This window comes from Bacteroides gallinarum DSM 18171 = JCM 13658 (genome assembly GCF_000374365.1).
GTDB classification, from domain to species: domain Bacteria; phylum Bacteroidota; class Bacteroidia; order Bacteroidales; family Bacteroidaceae; genus Bacteroides; species Bacteroides gallinarum.
In genome coordinates this window covers 1-21,186 of sequence record NZ_KB894175.1, presented here as the reverse complement: position 1 = coordinate 21,186, position 21,186 = coordinate 1, and the positions used below count along the sequence as shown (strand labels likewise).

The 21,186-nt window shown below is 49.6% G+C and carries 16 protein-coding genes and 1 rRNA gene; 1 reads left to right on the top strand and 16 read right to left on the bottom strand.

The genetic code is table 11. The features are described 5' to 3' along the window. Positions 1-248: 248 nt before the first annotated feature. The 8 genes from C233_RS24645 to C233_RS0120175 all read right to left on the bottom strand — a co-directional run bounded on the left by C233_RS24645 (position 249) and on the right by C233_RS0120175 (position 8,215). Positions 249-407 (bottom strand): hypothetical protein, encoded by a 159-nt coding sequence (locus C233_RS24645; protein ID WP_018669324.1) that lies wholly within the window; start codon positions 405-407, stop codon positions 249-251. 127 nt (positions 408-534) lie between these two features. Further along, positions 535-1,896 carry a histidine--tRNA ligase gene (hisS, locus tag C233_RS0120205; RefSeq protein WP_025069181.1) on the bottom strand — a complete coding sequence of 454 codons (1,362 nt, stop codon included), beginning with the start codon at positions 1,894-1,896 and terminating at the stop codon, positions 535-537. Between the two features lie 243 nt (positions 1,897-2,139). Beyond that, positions 2,140-2,835: a zinc metallopeptidase gene (locus tag C233_RS0120200; RefSeq protein WP_026314948.1), complete on the bottom strand. Its 696-nt coding sequence runs from the start codon at positions 2,833-2,835 to the stop codon at positions 2,140-2,142. A 137-nt stretch (positions 2,836-2,972) separates the two neighbouring features. Then, a complete protein-coding gene (locus C233_RS0120195) occupies positions 2,973-4,241 on the bottom strand; it encodes an adenylosuccinate synthase (protein WP_018669321.1) in 1,269 nt (422 codons plus the stop codon). Next, the gene (locus C233_RS0120190) at positions 4,238-4,723 is read right to left on the bottom strand and encodes a Fur family transcriptional regulator (protein WP_018669320.1); all 486 of its coding nucleotides are present in this window, start codon (positions 4,721-4,723) and stop codon (positions 4,238-4,240) included. Before C233_RS0120190 ends, C233_RS0120195 begins: the two co-directional genes overlap by 4 nt. A 71-nt stretch (positions 4,724-4,794) precedes the next feature. Then, entirely contained in the window at positions 4,795-5,457 is a 663-nt protein-coding gene (locus tag C233_RS0120185; RefSeq protein WP_025069182.1) for a DNA alkylation repair protein, read from the bottom strand. Between the two features lie 140 nt (positions 5,458-5,597). Then, entirely contained in the window at positions 5,598-7,646 is a 2,049-nt protein-coding gene (locus C233_RS0120180; RefSeq protein WP_018669318.1) for a dipeptidyl-peptidase 3 family protein, read from the bottom strand. A gap of 104 nt (positions 7,647-7,750) precedes the next feature. Continuing rightward, entirely contained in the window at positions 7,751-8,215 is a 465-nt protein-coding gene (locus C233_RS0120175; RefSeq protein ID WP_018669317.1) for a helix-turn-helix domain-containing protein, read from the bottom strand. Positions 8,216-8,494: 279 nt separating this feature from the next. On the opposite strand from C233_RS0120175, the gene recQ reads away from it, so the two are divergent. Continuing rightward, entirely contained in the window at positions 8,495-10,315 is a 1,821-nt protein-coding gene (gene recQ, locus C233_RS0120170; protein ID WP_018669316.1) for a DNA helicase RecQ, read from the top strand. Between the two features lies 1 nt (position 10,316). Here recQ and C233_RS0120165 read toward each other — a convergent pair whose 3' ends face one another. From C233_RS0120165 to rrf, 8 genes are all read right to left on the bottom strand, one after another. After that, complete coding sequence (locus C233_RS0120165) at positions 10,317-11,165, bottom strand: tetratricopeptide repeat protein (RefSeq protein ID WP_018669315.1); 849 nt, start codon at positions 11,163-11,165, stop codon at positions 10,317-10,319. 284 nt (positions 11,166-11,449) lie between these two features. Then, complete coding sequence (cysK, locus tag C233_RS0120160; RefSeq protein WP_018669314.1) at positions 11,450-12,400, bottom strand: cysteine synthase A; 951 nt, start codon at positions 12,398-12,400, stop codon at positions 11,450-11,452. A gap of 193 nt (positions 12,401-12,593) precedes the next feature. Beyond that, positions 12,594-13,652 carry a 3-isopropylmalate dehydrogenase gene (leuB, locus tag C233_RS0120155; RefSeq protein WP_018669313.1) on the bottom strand — a complete coding sequence of 353 codons (1,059 nt, stop codon included), beginning with the start codon at positions 13,650-13,652 and terminating at the stop codon, positions 12,594-12,596. A gap of 237 nt (positions 13,653-13,889) precedes the next feature. Then, positions 13,890-15,428 carry an alpha-isopropylmalate synthase regulatory domain-containing protein gene (locus C233_RS0120150; RefSeq protein WP_018669311.1) on the bottom strand — a complete coding sequence of 513 codons (1,539 nt, stop codon included), beginning with the start codon at positions 15,426-15,428 and terminating at the stop codon, positions 13,890-13,892. Beyond that, positions 15,418-16,011, bottom strand: coding sequence for a 3-isopropylmalate dehydratase small subunit (leuD, locus tag C233_RS0120145; protein WP_018669310.1), 594 nt, complete (start codon positions 16,009-16,011; stop codon positions 15,418-15,420). Before leuD ends, C233_RS0120150 begins: the two co-directional genes overlap by 11 nt. Before the next feature lie 255 nt (positions 16,012-16,266). After that, complete coding sequence (gene leuC, locus C233_RS0120140; protein ID WP_018669309.1) at positions 16,267-17,661, bottom strand: 3-isopropylmalate dehydratase large subunit; 1,395 nt, start codon at positions 17,659-17,661, stop codon at positions 16,267-16,269. 209 nt (positions 17,662-17,870) lie between these two features. Next, entirely contained in the window at positions 17,871-19,367 is a 1,497-nt protein-coding gene (locus C233_RS0120135; RefSeq protein WP_025069184.1) for a 2-isopropylmalate synthase, read from the bottom strand. 1,628 nt (positions 19,368-20,995) lie between these two features. Beyond that, positions 20,996-21,106 (bottom strand): 5S ribosomal RNA (gene rrf / locus C233_RS0120125). Positions 21,107-21,186 lie beyond the last annotated feature (80 nt).

Here is a 21,186-nt window from a genome sequence, read left to right as displayed (position 1 = left end):
GGTCATCAGACTTCTTCCAGAACTTCATGTCCTACCGGATAGAATTACGTGAGAAAGCACAGAAAAATGACAATAATAATGGCATATGAAGTGGTTATGCTCTATCAGCTTCATATGCCATCTTGTTTTTTTAGGGACATTTACTGAATATCCCTTCATTGGTACAAGGATATTAACTTACCATACCCTGCCCGGTTAACTTCGTCCAGGCAAGCAAGTTAACTTACTATAAACCCTGCCTCAAAACATCATTCCAATAAATTCTCGATAGAATAGTTCTCCCAGAACGTTTTGGTGGAGTGCACCAGTGAACTCCCCATATAGAGTAAAAACAATACCGCTATGACAATCATCAAGAAACTGACGAGGGCATTGTGCTTTTCTTGCTTGAATTGAACGGAAACCATACAAACCTCCTATTTTATTGTCAGTGCAAAGGTAGAAACCGGGAATTACATTCCCGCAACACCTTCTTTACAAATATATAAAAAAAGGAGCACAAATGCGCTCCTTTTAATAGTATTTCAGTTTTTATTAACTCAGTTCGCTAACCAACTCCTGGGGGGTAACCAGCTTTTGTGCACCCGTTTCCATGTTTTTCAAGGTTATTTTGCCCTCGTTCATCTCATTCTCTCCCACCAGGGCAACAAACGGTATCATCTTTGAATTAGCATAACTCATTTGTTTCTTCATCTTACTGGAATCGGGGAAAATCTCCGCACGGATACCTGCCGCACGTACCCGGGCAAGAACGCCCATAGAGAAAGCAGCTTCTTTCTCGCCAAAATTAATGAACAAGAGCTGTGTGCCGTTCACCGCTTCTTTCGGATAAAGCCCGAGCTGGTTCAGTACATCGAAGATACGGTCTGCACCGAACGAGATGCCTACTCCCGAAACACCTGCCATGCCGAACACACCGGTTAAATTGTCATAACGGCCGCCACCGGTGATACTGCCTATCTGCACATCCAGCGCTTTCACCTCAAAAATCGCACCGGTATAATAGTTCAGACCACGCGCCAGGGTCAGGTCGAGTTCGATTGTATTCTTCAAACCGAGTGCAGAAAGAGTGTTCAGGATGAATTCGCTCTCCTCCACACCTTTCAAACCCGTCTCGCTGGCGGATAATACCTGCTTCAAGGTAGCGAGCTTCTCCTCGTTGCTGCCGCTCAACAGGATGATAGGCTGCAATTTGGCAATGGCATCGTCGCTAATCCCCTTCTCTTTCAGCTCCGCGTTGACATTGTCCAATCCGATTTTATCCAGCTTGTCGATTGCCACGGTTATATCCACTATTTTGTCGGCTTCGCCGATAATCTCGGCAATACCACTCAATATCTTGCGGTTATTGATTTTAATGCATACACGGATGCCGAAGCGTGTAAACACGGTATCAACAATCTGCATCAGCTCGACCTCGTTCAGCAGGGAATCGCTGCCCACCACATCGGCATCGCATTGATAGAACTCGCGGTAACGTCCTTTCTGCGGACGGTCGGCACGCCACACAGGTTGTATCTGGTAGCGCTTGAAGGGGAACGTTATCTCATCCCTGTGCATCACCACATAGCGAGCGAAAGGCACGGTGAGGTCGTAACGCAAACCTTTCTCGCAAAACTTGCCGGCAAGCTTCGCCGCATTGCGGCTCAACAACTCCTCGTCGGTCAGGGCGGAAAAGTAATCGCCGGAGTTCTGTATCTTGAACAGCAGCTTATCCCCCTCCTCGCCGTACTTTCCCATTAGGGTGGAAAGCATCTCCATAGAAGGCGTCTCTATCTGCTGGAAACCATAAAGGTGGTAAACATCACGAATCGTATCGAATATATAGTTACGCTTCGCCATTTCTACGGGCGAAAAGTCGCGGGTTCCTTTCGGAATACTTGGTTTTGCTGCCATAATCGTATCAATCATTTATAAAATCGGACGACAAAGTTACGGTATTTTATCGAGGATGAAAAGAGAAAGGAGAGGAATTTGGAGCACGCAGGATGCGTTTACTCCGGACAAGCCGTACGTCAAGCGGAAACAACCCATACGTTCAATGAAAACGGATAACGCGTTTAAGCAAACAGACCGCCTATTTCAAGCGAATAGGCGGTCTGTTTGTTATTCCATACCATGTACATCTATGGATTCGGCTTACTCCCTGCGTCCCAGGAATATCATAATGTAATAAATGAGCGTTGCCAGTGAACCGAGGGCTGCCACTACATATGTATAAGCGGCCGAACGAAGCGCATCTTCCGCCTGGGCATGGTTACGGGAGTTCGTAATACCGGAACTGCTCAGCCACACCAGCGCTCGCTTGCTCGCATTGATTTCCACCGGAAGGGTAATGAAGCTGAACAGCGTAGTCATGGCAAAAAGGATGATACCTGCCAGCAACAACTGCGGGAAAGTGTTCAGCATCAAGATACCTGCCAGCAATATCCACGTCATAATATTGGAAGCGAACGATACCACCGGAACCAGCTTGCTGCGCATCGTCAGCGGAGCATAGGCACGCGCATGCTGCACGGCGTGTCCGCACTCGTGGGCGGCAACGGCTGCCGCCATAATGCTGTCGCTGCTGTAAACACCCTCGCTCAGGTTCACAGTCTTGTTGGCAGGATTGTAATGGTCGGTGAGGTGTCCCGGAGTATGTGTCACGGTAACATCATAGATGCCGTTGTCGTGCAGCATCTTCAAAGCTACATCGGCCCCCGTCATTCCATTACCGGTAGGAATTTTAGAGTATTTCTTAAACTTATTCTGCAGGTTCATCTGTACCAGCCAGCTAACCACGGCTATGCCTATAAAAATAATCCATTGCATGCCTATCATTCCTGTTGCCATAGTCTTCTTTTTCTTTTTTTCTTTAGTGAATAAATGTCGTTTCCGATTATATAACAAATAACTTGCCAAAAATAAAGGGAAACCGCGAGCTATCTCGTTGTTTCCCTTATCTTTTAGGAAGAATTAGCTAATTTCTATTATTCTTCTGTATAACGCTCAATGGTTTGCCCGCGGTCGGGACCTACCGATACAATCTTGACAGGTACGCCAAGCTGCTCTTCCAAGAATGCCAGGTATGCGTTGAATTCCTCGGGGAACTCATCCTCGCTCTGCATTTTTGTCATATCCGTCTGCCAGCCGGGCAATTCCACATATACCGGTTCCACACCTTCGATATCGAACGGGAAGTAATCGATTTCTTCACCGTTCACCTTATATGCCACACAAGCCTTGATTGTCTCGAAAGAGTCGAGCACATCGCTTTTCATCATGATAAGCTTAGTAACGCCGTCTACCATAATGGCATACTTCAAAGCTACCAAGTCAATCCAGCCGCAACGGCGCTTGCGTCCGGTTACCGAGCCGAACTCATGTCCCAGCGTACAAATCTGGTCACCGGTCTTATCGAACAGTTCCGTTGGGAACGGACCTGCACCCACACGCGTACAATATGCCTTGAAGATACCATACACCTCGCCTATTTTATTGGGAGCTACGCCCAAACCCGTACATGCACCGGCACAAATGGTGTTGGAGGAGGTTACGAACGGATACGAGCCGAAATCTATATCGAGCATCGTTCCCTGCGCGCCTTCGCACAGCACGGTCTTGCCTTCGGCCAGGAGGCTGTTTATCTCGTGTTCGCTATCCACGAACTTGAACTGTTTCAAATATTCGATACCTTCGAACCACGCCTTTTCCAGCTCCGTCAAGTCGTATTCATAATTCAGGCTTTTCAGGATTTGCTCGTGGCGTGCCTTAGCAGCGGCGTACTTCTTGTCGAAATCGTGCAGGATATCGCCCACACGCACACCGTTACGGCTTATCTTGTCCGTATAGGTAGGGCCGATACCCTTACCGGTGGTTCCCACCTTGGCATCTCCCTTTGCAGCTTCGTACGCAGCATCCAGGATACGGTGGGTAGGCAGGATAAGATGCGCTTTCTTAGAAATATGCAGGCGCTCCTTCAGATTATGGCCGGATGCCTCCAACGCTTCCGCTTCCGCCTTGAACAAGGCAGGGTCGAGCACTACGCCATTACCGATGATATTCACCTTATCGCCCTGGAAAATTCCCGAAGGAATGGAGCGGAGCACATACTTCTGGCCTTCGAACTCCAACGTATGACCGGCATTCGGGCCACCTTGAAAACGTGCCACTACATCGTATCTCGGAGTTAATACATCGACGACTTTACCTTTGCCTTCGTCGCCCCATTGTAATCCTAATAGAATGTCTACTTTCATTTTTCTTTCTTATGGTTATTGTTTTTCTTCTTCTTATTCGCGCGGTCGCACTTGCTGCACAGCCCGTACATGTACAGGGAGTAATGCGTCAGGTTGAAGCGGCTCAGCTTCGTATGCTCGATAGCATGCTGCAATTCCCCGTTCTGGAATTCGACCACCTTGCCGCACTGCGTGCATATCTGGTGGTGGTGCGTATCGCGGTTATAGCTTTTTTCGTATTGAGAGGAGTTCCCGAACTGGTGCTTGATAACCAGGCGGGCGTTGATGAGCAGTATGATAGTATTGTAAAGCGTCGCGCGGCTGACCCTGAAATTTTCCTGGTCTGCCATAAGCGAGTAAAGCGTGTCGATATCGAAATGCCCGTTTATGGAATAAATAGTGTCGAGTATGGCATAGCGTTCGGGAGTCTTACGATGCCCGTTCGCATTGAGATATTCGGTGAATATCTGCCTAACCGTATCTTTCACATTCTGACTTTCCATTTAGACGGCGCAGTTTTTTACAGCCAACAAAGTTAAGCCTTTTTTGCGGAAAGCAAACAAAAAAAGAAAAATTAATATGCTATCTCCTCTCTCACGGCGTTATAAAGAAGCTGCTCGGACGGCGAGGTAGAGTCTTTCATATTCTCCACCTTCCGGCAAACCCGAAAGGCGTTCTCCTGGCTATGCTGCATGAAGCGGCGGATAGCAGTCATCGCAGCATTGCGCACATGGTAAGCGTCCGACAGGAAAGCGGTTACGGCCTGGTCGAGGAACTCGTTTTCCACACGCTCGTCCATATCGCCCTTCTTCATCAGCAGGCGGGCAATGGTGAGGAAGCCACATACCTGCGTGTATTCATCCTCCGTTGCAATCCAGTGGAAAGACTTAGCGGGAGCATACGGCAAATGCTGGAAAAGGTTCATGCAGGTAAGCTCCGCAATCTCGATATTCCGGATATTCTCCACCCATATATCGGCAATCTCCGGCAAGAAGCTTTCTACCGGCTGGAGCATTCCCGCCAGGATTTTGCATTCGCGTATATCTTCTTTCCAGAGGGCTTGCGCCAGGGCGTGGTCTTTCCCGTAGGCGGCGGCGATAGTCTTGATGCGGGGCAACTCCACACCGAAATTCAATTTATACACCAGCCCTTTCTCGCGCATACTTTGCGACACGGCTCCGTTCATGGAGAGACGGAGTTGGGTCTTGATTTCCCTGAGTTGTTCACTTAGTTCCATAATTTAAGGAATATGGTTAATTGAACACAGAGACACGGAGGCACGGAGGTTGTTCTTTAAATTAGTTATATGACAATTCCGCGTTAAAAAACACCCCGGCTTTTGGGTTTCCGTGGCTCTGCGTCTCTGTTTCAACTTATTTAATCATTTACCGAAGGCAATACCGAGTAATCCTTGCTATAACGCAGCATCTGTTCGGCATACCCTTCATCATAAGTCACAGTCACATCGGTTATATTGCCCTCCGCATCCGTTACCGCCTCATACTTCGGATTGATAAAACCCTTGTACGGAGCCAGGTTCAGCTTCTTATAACGTTCCAACACCTCCGCATGCAGTGCGGGGTCTACCTTCACGGCATATGTCTCCACCAGGTCGCGGGCGGCATCGTAGTCGCCGGTAGACTTGATGCGCTGTATCTCGGCAAGCAACTCGCCGAACAGCCCGCGCAACTTCTCATAATCGTTTATCACGACATATGTCTTTCCGTTGTTCTTCACCAGCTCCACCACCTTGCCGGCAGCGCCTTTCTCATACACCCAGCGGGCTATGAGCTGGCGGTTGCGCATATGGGCTTCTTCTATATTCTTTCCCGGCTCGATACGTACGAGCTGCGTCATCAGGCCGTTCATCAGGTAAGTATAATACTGTGCCTTGTAAGCATCCGTATCCGGAAGCAAGCCCAGTTCCACCAGCTTCGGGTCGGCAACGTAGTAGAGCCCGAACAGGTCGGCGCGCGCTTCCTCGATAGTAGAGCCATATGCCTTCAAGGTATCGGGGTCTACGCCGGGGAGCAGCCTGCCGGAGCCATGCCCCAGACATTCGTGCAGGTCGGTATGCAATTCATCGGTAAGGTCGGCATACTTGTCTATCCGCTGCAGTTCGGTATCGCTGTACACGAACTCCTCGTTGAAGCCGTTACCGTGGGCAGCCTTGTTATACGCATCCGTAATATTACCGATTGTAACGGACTTGGAACCGTGGCGGCTGCGAATCCAGTTCGCATTGGGCAGGTTGATGCCGATAGCCGTCGAAGGATAAAGGTCACCCGCCAGGATAGCGGCTGTAATCACCTTTGCCGAAACGCCTTTCACCTTCTCTTTCCTGAACTGTTTTTCCACCGGCGAATGGTCTTCGAACCACTGTGCATTGCTGCTGATAACTTCCGTACGGCGGGTAGCCTCCAGGTCTTTGAAATTCACCAGGGATTCCCAGCTCGCCTTCATGCCCAAGGGGTCGCCATAGCTCTCGGTAAACCCGTTCACGAAGTCGATACGCGAATCAAGGTCTTTTACCCATAGAATGGCATAATCATCGAATGTTTTCAAGTCGCCGGTTTCATAGAACTCCACCAGCTTGGCGATAACGGCTTTCTGTTCGGGAGTCTCGGCAACGCCTTCCGCCTTCTTCAGCCAGTATATTATCTTCCCGATAGCCTGCCCGTACAAACCGCCCGCTTTCCACACTTTTTCCCGAATCGTGCCGTTTTCTTTCACCAGGCGGCTGTTCAGCCCGTAAGACACCGGTGTCTCGTCGGCAGGGTCTTTCATGGCGTTGTAAAAAGCTTCGGCTTCCGCCTGCGTCACCCCGTCGTAATAATTGCATGCGGAGGTCAGCACTAAGTCTTCGCCGGCAGCCTGGTTCACACGTTTCGGCATCACTGCGGGGTCGAAGATAACGGGATACACTTCCTCGTAAAGCTGTTCCGCCGTTTGCCCTTCCGCAAGCGGCAGGGTGGAGGCATCCACGCTCAGCAATGCCTGCTTGAAGAATTCGGGTGCAAATCCCGGAACGAATTTCTCACTGCCATAATGATGATGAATGCCGTTGGAAAACCATACGCGTTTCAAGTACACTTCCATTGCCTTGAAATCAGGCGTGTTCCTGTCGCCCGCATAGCCCGTATAGACGGCTTCCAGCATCCGGCGGATTCTCAGGTTGTACTTCCCGTTTTGGTCGAACAGGATATCACGTCCCTGCAAGGCGGCTTCCGTAAGATAATAGACTAATTCTTTCTGTTTGAGCGACAAGTCCTCAAACCCCGGTACGCGATAGCGTAAAATCTGTAAGTCTGCAAATTGTTCCACTGTATAATCGAATTTTTCTGCCTCGGCAGTAGTTTTCGGCGCTCCGCCGCAGGCTGTCAGCATGGACACGGCGGCCACCGCGGAAATCAGTTGTTTCTTCATGTGTTGTCGGAAAATAGATAGACAGGTATTAAAAACGATAAAAGGAAGTATCCCGAAACCGGCGCTCCAGAATATTTCCTTTTTATAAATTCAGCTTTGCTGCATTATTTGACCTTCATTGCATGTCTTTTGCGATAACCGTTGGGAGTTTCTCCTACGTTCTTGTAAAACGCAGCATAAAAAGACTGACGGTTGGCAAAACCTACCATGGTGCTGATTTCTTCGACATTCTTGTCAGCGTATCTCTTATCTGTCAATAAATGCAACGCATCTTTCACTCTGTATTCGTTCAGCAGGCAAGAGTAGTTCATGCCGAAGCGGGAGTTCACCACGGCCGACAAATACCGGGTATTGGTCTGCAACTCTTTTGCCAAATCCTTAGCAGAATAATTAGGGTCTCTGTACTTCTTCTGTACAACGATGATATTCAGTATCCTGTCATACAATTCATCTGCCAGTTCCGGACGAATCAAGGAACGGTAGGCAGCCTTTTTCTCTTTCTTTTCGCGCAGGTTATAGGGACGCTTCTTAGCAGCTTCCTCCTGTGCTTTTTCTTCTAAATCACTCATTGAATTAACTGGTTAGGGTTGTTTAATTTGGGGAATCGAAAGGAGTTTCCTTTAGACCACACAAAAGTCTGATATTTTTTTTTAATACGCAACTTTTCCCGTACATATTTTTGATACATAAACAACGAAAAAGGTTGAAAAGAAGCGGGTGTCGTCCAATAATAAGATTATTTAACTTTGCTGCATAGTTTAAAGGATATATAATCGGACAATATTTTCATTTGCATCTTATATACTAATTAATGTATCTTTGCTTCCTTAAAAAGTAATGCGCCGCTTATGCTACAAACACTCAAGACATACTTCGGCTACGATAGTTTCCGCCCGTTACAGGAAGAGATTATCCGCCACATCCTGAATGGAAACGATGCACTCGTACTGATGCCTACCGGTGGTGGGAAGTCCATATGCTACCAGCTTCCCGCCCTGCTGCGTGAAGGTACTGCGGTGGTGGTTTCGCCGCTCATTTCACTCATGAAAGACCAGGTGGAGGCATTGTGCGCCAACGGCATCAGCGCCGGCGCGCTGAACAGCAGTAACGATGAGACGGAGAATGCAGCCCTGCGCCGCGCCTGCATGGAGGGGAAGCTGAAACTGCTGTATATCTCTCCCGAAAAGCTGCTGGCGGAAGCCAACTACCTGCTGCGCGACATGCACATCTCGCTATTCGCTATCGACGAGGCGCATTGCATCTCGCAATGGGGGCACGATTTCCGTCCGGAATATGCACAAATGGGCATCCTGCACCAGTTGTTCCCGCAGGTTCCCGTCATAGCCCTGACCGCCACCGCCGACAAGATTACCCGGGAGGATATCATCGAACAACTCCACCTGGAGCATCCCCGGATATTCATCTCTTCCTTCGACCGTCCCAACCTGAGCCTGACCGTAAAACGGGGCTACCAACAGAAGGAAAAAACTAAGACAATTCTTGACTTTATAGCCCGTCATCCCGGGGAGAGCGGCATCATATATTGCATGAGCCGCAGCAAGACGGAATCCGTTGCACAAATGTTACGGAAACAGGGTATCCGCACCGCCGTTTACCATGCCGGCCTCTCTCCCGCCCACAGGGACGAAGCACAAGACGATTTCATCAACGACCGTGTACAAGTGGTATGCGCCACCATTGCCTTCGGTATGGGGATAGACAAGAGCAACGTGCGCTGGGTTATTCATTATAATTTACCAAAGAGCATCGAGAGTTTCTATCAGGAAATAGGACGTGCCGGACGGGACGGACTACCGAGCGACACACTATTGTTTTACTCACTGGCCGACTTGATTTTACTCACCAAGTTCGCTACCGAGAGCGGACAGAAAGACATCGGCCTGGAGAAGCTGCAACGGATGCAGCAGTATGCCGAGTCCGACATCTGCCGGCGCCGGATACTGTTAAACTATTTCGGAGAAACATCAGTCCATAATTGTGGAAACTGCGACGTTTGCAAGAACCCGCCGGAACACTTCGACGGGACTGTTATCGTACAGAAGGCACTAAGTGCCATTGCCCGCACAGAACAGCAGATAGGTACGGGCGTACTGGTGGATATCCTAAGGGGGAACATGAGCGCCGAAGTGGTGGACAAAGGTTACCAACAACTGAAAACATTCGGCGCCGGACGGGAGGTTCCCGCCCGCGACTGGCACGATTATTTATTACAAATGCTACAACTCGGCTACTTCGAAATAGCCTACAACGAGAACAATCACCTGAAGATAACCTCCACCGGAAGCGACGTTCTTTTCGGCAGAGCCACCGCCCAATTAGTAGTCATACGCAGAGAGGAAGCAAGCGAAGCCAAGCGCGGCAGGAAACGCAAGATACCCGCCCCTGTACAGGAACTTCCCCTGGGGCTTCCCAATACAGAGAACGAAGCCCTTTTCGAAACTTTGCGGGCACTGAGGAAACGCCTTGCCGACGAGGAGGCCTTACCGGCATACATCGTCCTCTCCGACAAGGTGCTCCACCTGCTCAGCACCTCGCGTCCCACCACTATCGAAGAATTCGGCAATATCAGTGGCATCGGAGAATACAAGAAGAAGAAATACGGAAAGGAGTTCGTGAAGGCGATACGGGAGTACGAGGGGGAAAACTGACTTATTTCACTTTCTTCATCCAATCCCGTAAATCAGCCTGCGGCACTCCCAACGATATGGCTTTCTCGAAATCGCGCCGTGCCAAGTCTTTTTTCTTCTGGGCGAGGTAGATTTCGCCACGTATCAGATAGGCTTCCGGCTGCGAGCTGTCCAGCTTTATCGCTTCTTCCAGGTCTATCAGCGCCATATCCATGTGCTGCATATCTTTCTCCACACCGGCACGTGCCACATAGAGCATGGCATAACGGGAGGGGGAGAGTTGCAGGCTTTCTTCCCGGGCTGTAATCATATCGTTCAGTATGCCCAGCGCCTCTTCATATTTCCCCTCTTTCTGCTTTAAGGTCGCCAATCCGAGACGGCCGTTATAACTGGCAGGATTTACTTTCAACAAACGCTGATAATCCGCCTCCGCCATTTTATAATCCCGCTGCTGCATGTAAATATAGGCACGCATCAATAGGGCTTCCTCGTTATTTTTCTCCAAGTCCAGCACCAGGGAATAGTCGGCTTGCGCCAAGTTATTACGGCCTAATTCCATATAGACAACCGCCCGGTTCAACAGGATAGGGACAGCTCGCGGGGCGATGTTCAGGGCAAAGCCGTACGACTCCAATGCTTGCTCGTATTGCCGCCTGCGCCGCTGTATCGTCCCGAGGTTGGAAAACAGAAGGGCGTTATGGGGATTGGCAGGTTCCAACTTCAACGCCTGGCGGATATAGCTTTCCGCCTGCTGCAAGCTGTCCTGTTCCGTATAAGTAACGGCACGGTCGCAAAGTTCCTGATATGTCTGCGAAAATGCGGGTACGCTACCCACCAACAAACACACGGTGAGAAAAATCAGTTTCTTCATACTTATGGTTCTATTTTTATAATACGTTCAAATCTGTTTCAACCGCTGCAACGGAGAGTACCGGCAACCGGAACGGGGAATACCACGCGTCGGTACAAGAAGTATCAACCGCTGGTACGAGGAATACCGACTGTCGGTACGAAGAATGCCACATGCCGGTACAAGGAATACCAACCGCTGGCATGAGGAATACCGACTGTCGGTACGAAAAATACCAGCCGTTGGCACAAGCCAAACCGGACACAAGCATGCCCTCGTTGGAAACGGTCTTCCTTCTCCTGCCCTTACTCCAGCGGATAGGTATCGAAGGCAAACAGTTCGGTAGAGAGATATCGCTCTCCCGTATCGGGCAGCAAAGCGACAATCATCTTATCCGCAAATTCGGGACGTTGTGCCAGCAAACGCGCCGCGTAAACGGCCGCACCGGAAGATATTCCCGCCAGTAGCCCCTCGGTAGATGCCAGCTCACGTCCGCCGCGAATGGCTTCATCGTCCGGAACCGGAATTACCTCATCCACTACCGAAGCATCGTAGAGGGCGGGGACGAAGTTCGCCCCGATACCTTGTATGCGGTGCGAAGCAGCCTCTCCCCCCTCGAGGACGGGAGACGACGCGGGCTCGACGGCCACTATATAAACATCCGGCTTATGCCTTTTCAAGGCGCAGGCCACACCGCAAATCGTACCGCCCGTACCTACACCTGCCACGAACACATCCACCCGTCCGTCCGTATCCGCCCAGATTTCCTCGCCTGTAGTGAGCTCGTGCACCTTTGCATTGGCAGGGTTCTCGAACTGTTGCAGGATTACAGCGCCGGGAATCCTATCCCTCAGCTCCTCCGCCTTGGCGATAGAACCTGCCATACCTGCCAATCCGTCCGTCAGGACGATTTCCGCTCCGAGGGCTTTCAGCAGGTTACGACGTTCCACACTCATTGTCTCGGGCATGGTCAGTATCAGGCGGTAACCTTTGACAGTGGCCACCATTGCCAACCCCACCCCGGTATTGCCGCTAGTAGGCTCTATAATGGTGGCGCCGGGCTTCAGTATCCCCCGCGCTTCGGCATCCTCAATCATCGCCAGCCCTACGCGGTCTTTTACACTGCCCGCCGGATTAAACGATTCCAGCTTGGCGACTATCTCCTGCTGCAGCCCGTACTTCCGGCTGTAGCCTGCCAGTTTCATCAGCGGCGTACGGCCGATGAGTCCCGTCAAGTCCTTTGCTATTCTTACCATAATCAATCGTGTATAAAATAAGGGGGATGCATCGCCCTCACCGCAAATTATGCAGACTGTCACAGATTAGCCCGGACCGCCCGGCAGCCTGTGCCTGTTATCCGTATAAATCTGCGTAATCTGCGGTGAATAGCAATACATCCCCCGCAAAGGTAGAAAAAAATCGTTTGTCCCTTTCTTTCCTTAATAAAGATTAGTGTTTGATGTAATCGACAATCCAAGCACCTACCTCTTTTGTCCCGTACTTAGCACCACCTTCCACCTGGATTTCCGGAGTACGGACGCAGGCATCGAGGGAGGCATCCACCGCCTTGCGGATAAGCGTACCTTCTTCTTTCAGGTCGAAATACTCGAACAACATAGCTACGGAGAGTATCTGTGCCAGCGGATTGGCTATGTTCAGTCCTTTCGCCTGCGGCCATGAGCCGTGGATAGGTTCGAACACCGGTGTGCTCTCGCCGGTAGATGCCGAAGGAAGCAAGCCCATAGAACCGCTGATGCAGGAGCCTTCATCGGTCAGGATGTCGCCGAAGGTATTCTCCGTTACCATTACATCGAAGAACTTCGGTTCCTGAATCATGCGCATGGCGGCATTGTCCACGTACATATAGTCGGTGGTTACTTCCGGATAGCCCAGAGCCATTTCCTGGGCAATCTGCCTCCACAGGCGCGAGGAGGCGAGCACGTTCGCCTTGTCTACCACCGTAAGGTGCTTATTACGTTTCATGGCATACTCGAAGCCAACTTTCAGGATGCGTTCGATTTCCGGACGGGTGTACATGTTGGTGTCGTACGCCTTGTCGTTGTCCTGGTATTTCTCGCCGAAGTACATACCGCCGGTCAGCTCGCGGATACAGAGAAAGTCGGCGCCTTCCACCAGCTCGGCACGGAGCGGCGACTTGTGCAGGAGGCACTTGAAAGTCTGCACCGGACGGATATTGGCAAACAGCCCCAGCTTCTTGCGCATAGCCAGCAATCCTTGCTCCGGACGTACCTTAGCGGTAGGGTCGTTGTCGAACTTCGGGTCGCCTACGGCGGAGAAAAGCACTGCATCGGCATTCTTACAAGCCTGGTAAGTGGCTTCGGGGAACGGGTCGCCCACTTTGTCGATAGCATCTGCACCGCAGACAGCATATTCATAGCTCACCTTATGTCCGAACTTCTCACAAACGGCCGTCATTACGTCCACGCCTACGGCCGAGATTTCCGGCCCGATACCGTCACCGGCCAATACTGCAATTTTAAATTCCATAATTATTTTATTGGTTAAGTTTATTTATTCGTGTTTATTCACCACAGAGGGCACAGAGTTTTTTATTATTATCGCTATGAATAATTGCCATTCAGGAGATATCGGCTCGAAACTTCTTGCTCCTATGCAAACAGCAGAAGAACAGTTTCTCCGCTTTATCCCGGATGACAGGCAGAATCATTTCCCGAAAGAAAAAAACTCTGTGCGACCCTGTGTCCTCTGCGGTGAACCCTTCCATTAACAATATTCCTCCTCTATAATATTCAACATCTTCACCGTTGCCTTGATAGCTGCTTCCGTTTGGTCGGCATCCAGTCCACGGGTACGGAATACCTTCTCTTCAAAGCTCCAGGTGATGACCGTCTGCACGAAGGCATCGGTACGCCCACCGGGCGGAATGCTCACCGCATAATTCGTAAGCATCGGAAACTTGCGCCCCAGAGTTATCTTGTATATCTTACGCAAGGCACGCACGAAGGCATCGTACTGGCCGTCGCCGCTGGAACTTTCCTCGTACTCCCTGCCGTTGATTTCTATCTTCAGCGTAGCCATTGGCTTCAGTCCGTAGGCAAGATTCACTATGTAGCTTTTCAGCTTCACCCGCTCGTCCATTACCCCGTGTTTCAGGACATCGGAAACGATATAGGGTAAGTCTTCCTGCGTCACCAGCTCCTTCTTGTCGCCCAGCTCGATGATACGCTCGGTGACCTTGCGCATGGAGTCCTCGTCCAGCTCCAGCCCCAAGTCCTCCAGATTCTTGCGGATGTTCGCCTTGCCACTGTTCTTGCCTAACGCATACTCGCGTTTACGCCCGAAACGCTCGGGCAACAGGTCGTTACAGTAGAGATTGCTTTTGTTGTCCCCGTCGGCATGCACGCCCGCCACTTGGGTAAACACGTTTTCACCCACAATGGGTTTGTTGGCGGGGATAACGATGCCCGAGTAGGATTCTACCACACGGCTCACATCGTTCAGGCGGCTCTCGTCGATATTGGTGACGGCGCTGAAATGGTCTTTCAGGATAGCCTGCACGCTGGCAAGAGGTGCGTTTCCGGCACGCTCTCCCAAACCGTTAATGGTGGTGTGCAACCCTTTGCAACCGCTCAGCACGGCAGCCAGCACATTGCTCACTGCGAGGTCGTAATCGTTGTGGGCATGGAAGTCGAAGTGTGCATGAGGATAGCGTTTCACCATTTTCCGCATAAACTCGATAACCTGCAACGGGTTCAGCACACCCAGCGTATCGGGCAGCATATACCGCTTGATATTGGTCTGAATCAGTGCGTCCATTAGCTGGAATACGTACTCCGGCGAGTCTTTCATGCCGTTGCTCCAATCTTCCAGGTAGATGTTCACTTCCATATCCTGCACATTCGCGTAGTCCACCACCGCCAGGATATCCTCGATATGTTCCTCGGGCGTTTTCTTCAACTGGCAAGAGCAATGCTTCAACGAGCCTTTGCACAGCAGGTTGATAACCCGGCAACCGGTAGCGTGTATCCAGTCTACCGATGTATGCCCGTCAACGAAACCCAGGACTTCCACCCGCGGCAGCATATTGCGGCGGGCTGCCCAGTCGCATATCATTTTCACCGCATCGAACTCTCCTTCGGACACCCGTGCGGAAGCTACTTCCACCCGGTCTACTTTCAGGTCTTCAAGCAACAAACGGGCAATCATCAACTTCTCATGGGGCACAAAAGATACTCCGCTGGTCTGTTCGCCGTCGCGGAGCGTAGTGTCCATGATTTCTATCTTCGGATGATTATGCTTCATTTTTCTTCTCCCAGGCTTCTATCTTGTCTTTGTTCTCTACAAGGAAATCGATGTCGTCCAGCCCGTTCATCAGGCAATGTTTCTTGTAGGCATTGATTTCGAAATGTTCGCTCTTGCCCGTCACCTTGTTGGTGATAGTCTGTTCCGGCAAGTTCACTTCCACCTCCGTCTTGGGGTCGGCGAATACAGAGTCGAACAGCTCTTTCAGGAACGGTTCGCTCACCACCACCGGAAGCACGAAGTTGTTCAGCTCGTTATTCTTATGGATGTCTGCGAAGAAGCTGCTCACCACCACACGGAAACCGTAGTCGGCAATAGCCCACGCCGCATGCTCACGGCTGCTTCCGGAGCCGAAGTTCTTGCCTGCCACAAGGATTTGCCCGCCGTAGGTGGGGTCGTTCAGCACGAAAGATTCTATTTTGTTGCCCTGCTTGTCGTACCGCCAATCACGGAACAGGTTCTCGCCGAAACCCTCTTTCGTAGTGGCTTTCAGGAAACGTGCGGGAATTATCTGGTCGGTATCTACATTCTCCAACGGGAGAGGGACACAAGTACTGTTGATGATATTGAATTTTTGTTTCATTGTAGCTGTTATTAGGTTGTTCTTCGTTCACCACAGAGGGCACAGAGTTTTTACTTTTTCCGAAAGGCCGGTACTGCTCGTTGTCGGAACCAGGAGGGGAGAATTCGCGTTCTATGTTCTACGCTTCGTATTCTCTGTAAGCCGCATGAAAAGGCCCCCTCCAATTACTACGTTCCTCCGCCGGAGGGCAGGCACTCACAAAGTCTTGAACAAAAAACTCTGTGAAGCTCTGCGTCCTCTGTGGCGAACCTCTATTTAAATAAATTCTCTCGGGTCTGTAATCACCCCCGTCACCGCTGCCGCAGCAGCCACCAATGGACTGGCGAGCAGGGTACGTGCACCCGGTCCCTGACGTCCTTCGAAGTTACGGTTGCTGGTAGATACCGCATATTTTCCGGCAGGCACTTTATCGTCATTCATCGCCAGGCAAGCCGAACATCCCGGCTGGCGGATAGCGAAGCCCGCTTCTTCCAGCACCTTGTCCAAACCCTCCTCGCGTATCTGTGCATCCACCATCCACGAACCGGGAACCAGCCAAGCCACTACATCCGCAGCCTTTTTGCGTCCTTTCACGATAGAGGCAAATGCACGGAAGTCCTCGATACGGCCATTCGTGCAAGCACCCAGGAATACGTAGTCTATCTTCTTGCCCAGCAACGGTTCGCCCGGCTGGAAACCCATATAAGCCATAGACTTCATAAAAGATGTTTTCGCAGCCTCACCCATATCGCCGGTAGTAGGGATACACTGCGTGATGCCCATACCCATGCCCGGATTGGTTCCGTAGGTAATCATCGGCTCTATATCAGCAGCATCGAAGCGCACTTCTTTATCGAACACGGCATCTTCATCGCTTTTCAGCGTCTTCCAGTATGCCAGCGCCTTGTCCCACTTCTCGCCTTTCGGGGCATACTCGCGTCCACGGATATATGCAAACGTTGTCTCGTCCGGAGCAACCATGCCGCCGCGTGCACCCATTTCTATACTGAGGTTGCACAAGGTAAGGCGTCCTTCCATAGAGAGGCTGCGCACAGCCTCCCCGGCATACTCCACAAAATAGCCCGTAGCGCCGCTGGTCGTCATTTTGGACATCATATAAAGCGCCACGTCCTTTGCCGTCACGCCTTTGCCCAACTTACCGTCCACCGTGATGCGCATCGTCTTGGGGCGTGTCTGCAAGATACACTGCGACGCCATTACCATTTCCACCTCGCTCGTGCCGATACCGAAAGCCACCGCTCCCATTGCACCGTGAGTAGAAGTATGCGAGTCGCCGCACACAATCGTCATACCGGGCAAAGTCAGTCCGCGTTCCGGACCTACCACATGAATAATGCCGTTCTTCTTATTCATCATGCCGAAGTGTTCCAGGCCGAAATCTTCCGCATTCTTCGCCAGCGTATCCACCTGTGTTTTCGAAACGGGGTCTTCGATAGGTTTATCCTGGTCGTGCGTCGGCGTGTTGTGGTCGGGCATACAGAATATCTTCTCCGGACGGAAACATTTAATACCCCGGGCACGCAAACCTGCAAAAGCCTGCGGACTGGTTACTTCATGGCAATAAAGACGGTCTATATAAAGTTGCGTAGGGCCGTCCTCAACCTTCTGCACAACGTGGGCATCCCAGATTTTATCAAATAATGTATTCATTAGAAACGAGTTATAAATTATGAACTATGAAATATAAAGGACGAGATATAAAGTATAAGGAATGAATAAGCTTATTTTATCAGTTTGCAGCTTTATCGGTTTGTTACTTTATCAATTTACAGCCTTACCAGCTTATTACTCTATCAGTTCACTGCTTGCTCTATCAGCCTATTACTTTAACCTATACCTTATTACTCTGCCACCTTTCCTTACATCTTGAATTTATTGATACAGTCTATGTAAGCTTCCACCGATGCGGCTATGATATCCGTATTGGCGCCGAAACCATAATAGATACGGTTATCGTATTCCACCTGCATATGTACCTTACCCATATCATCGCTACCTTTACTGATAGCCTGGATAGTAAACTCTTTCAGCGTCATGTGGCGGTCTATGATTTTCTTCAACGCCTTGATAGCGGCATCTACCGGACCGTTTCCGCTGGCAGCCGCCTCGAATCTCTCACCGGAGATATTCAGCCCCAGACTGGCAACGGAACGGACACCTACGCCGCTCGTCACCTGCAAGTATTCCAGCTTGATGCGGTGGTTTTGTGTACGGTCTGCACCGGTCAATACCAAGATATCGTCATCGTTGATATCTTTCTTCTTATCGGCAAGTTTCAAGAAGTCCTCGTACACCTTGTCCAACTTCTCCTGGTCTAACGACACACCCAATACCTGTAAACGGTTTTTCAAAGCGGCACGTCCGCTGCGGGCGGTCAGTACGATAGAATTATCGTCGATACCCACATCGTGCGGGTCGATAATCTCATAAGTCTGTACGTTCTTCAACACACCGTCCTGGTGGATACCCGACGAATGTGCAAAGGCATTGCGGCCTACGATAGCCTTGTTAGGCTGCACCGGCATATTCATTAGGCTGGACACCATACGGCTGGTCGGATAAATCTTCTGGGTATTGATATTGGTTTCGATGTTGATGTCTTTATGGCACTTGATAATCATCGCCACCTCCTCGAGCGAGGTGTTTCCGGCACGTTCGCCGATACCGTTGATAGTAACCTCCACCTGACGGGCGCCATTCAGCACGCCTGCCATAGTATTGGCGGTAGCCATACCCAAATCGTTGTGGCAGTGGGTGGAGATGATAGCCTTATGAATGCCGTCTACATGTTCCATTAAATAGTTTATCTTCGCACCGTACTCGGCAGGAAGGCAATATCCGGTCGTATCGGGTATATTCACCACCGTAGCGCCCGCTTTGATAACGGCTTCTATCACACGCGCCAGATACTCGTTGTCCGTACGTCCGGCATCCTCGGCATAGAACTCTACATCGTCCACAAAACGGCGGGCATATTTCACGGCAGCTACTGCACGCTCTATGATTTCCTCGCGGTTGGAGTTGAATTTGTATTTGATATGCGAGTCGGAAGTACCGATACCGGTATGAATACGCTTATGCTTGGCAAATTGCAGCGCTTCCGCCGCAACATCGATATCTTTCTGTACGGCACGTGTCAGGGCGCAAATCGTAGGCCATGTCACCGCTTTCGATATTTCAATCACCGAATTGAAGTCTCCCGGGCTCGAAATAGGAAATCCCGCTTCAATAACATCCACACCCAACGCCTCCAGTTGCTTGGCTACCTGAATCTTTTCCACAGTATTCAACTGGCATCCCGGAACCTGCTCACCGTCACGGAGCGTTGTGTCGAAAATAAATAATTTATCACTCATCGCTTTTAGTATATTTATAAATTCATATTCCATAAAAAAAGCCTTTCGCACCAGGAAGTGAGAAAGGCTTTAGTATATTGTTATATCTTACATATATTTACGCACAGTACTCACTTCCACTAAACTTTGCCAGTAGAATAATAATACCACACAGTAGAATATATGTAAAGTTCTGAATCATCCTATCTTTTTGTTTTAACGATGCAAAGGTAGAGATTATTTCGTAGCACACAAACAAATTCGTAACTTTTTTATTGAAAAAAATATCATTTTATAAGTTAGTATTCATCTATCACTTTAATATATCACAAAAAAGGCGTACCGCAACGGCACGCCTTTCCCTTATGTTTCAGTTCGATACAAGTCCGGGACTGCAACGTAACAACACCCCGCAGGCAAGAGCAGCAGCATGGAAACAAACTGTACGGAAATAAATCCCTCAAGGAAGCGGTATAGAAAGAAAGAGGCACAACATCATAACAAAGAGCAAAGAAAGAAGAAACAGGAAAGTCTGTAACCGAAAGGAAAAACGCTATGGCATAGTAAGATTTTAGCCTCATACCTCATTAATGCCTGCTTACCCATGTGCAAGAATAACCCAAAGAGTAGAATACAGAAACAAACCATGTAGGAGCCCTCTCACCATACCATATACATAAACCGGGTAAAATCCGACAAAGCGAACCGTAGTTCCAGGCAAGGATAAGATTTTCAAGAATTACACTGTCGTACACTCAGGCTATACCAGTCGTCAATATAGATTCAAAGGTCTGTCCCGGCAAGACATACAAAGGGAGATAAAATGAACAGCATGAAAACCATGATACCGCACAGTTCCCTATAACCCCAACAGCGAGTTTATACCTGTTGTTCTTCATGTATAAGAAAGGAACAGACTGCAACGTAACAATACCCCGCAGGCAAGAGCAGCAGTACGGAAACAAACTGTACAGAAATAAATCCTTCAAGGAAGCGGTATAGAAAAAAGAGGTACAACCGCACAGTGAGCTTTTTCAGTAGCAAAGCGTGTGGTGGTATGTGGGGTGGGTATGTATATGTATATGTATATGTATATGTATATGTATATGTATATGTATATGTATATGTATATGTATATGTATATGTATATGTATATGTATATGTATATGTATATGTATATGTATATGTATATGTATATGTATATGTATATGTATATGTATATGTATATGTATATGTATATGTATATGTATATGTATATGTATAGGTATGAGGATGTGTGGGTATGGTGATATGTATACGGTGGCGTAGGTGGTAGCATGTAATGTGTAGCTTATGTTGGAGCGTGTGGCAGGTAGTATGTAATGTGGTGGTGAGTAGTGGTGATAGGGGGTGGCGTGTGGTGTAGTGATGATAGGGAGGGGCGTGTGATGGTATGTGTGGTGGTATGTATGCGATGAGTAGCAGGTGGTAACATGTGATGTGTATGTGTGGCAGGTAGTGTGTGGTGTGTGAGAGGCGTGTGATGTGAGTGTGGTGCCGTGTGATGTGGTGATGATAGGGGGGAGCGTGTGATAGGGGGCTATGGCGTGTGGTTAGGGTACCAAAACAGAAAGCCCCTGTATCCTATTCCGGAATACAGGGGCTTCAGAAAACGGCAACTACCTACTCTCCCACTGTTACGCAGTACCATCGGCGTGACTGAGCTTAACTTCTCTGTTCGGAATGGGAAGAGGTGGAACCTCAGTGCTATAGTCACCTGAATAAGACAGACATGATGTAAAAAAAGTAAAGCAATCACCGCTCTTAAAAAAAGAACGGAACACTGAACGTATATACCCAC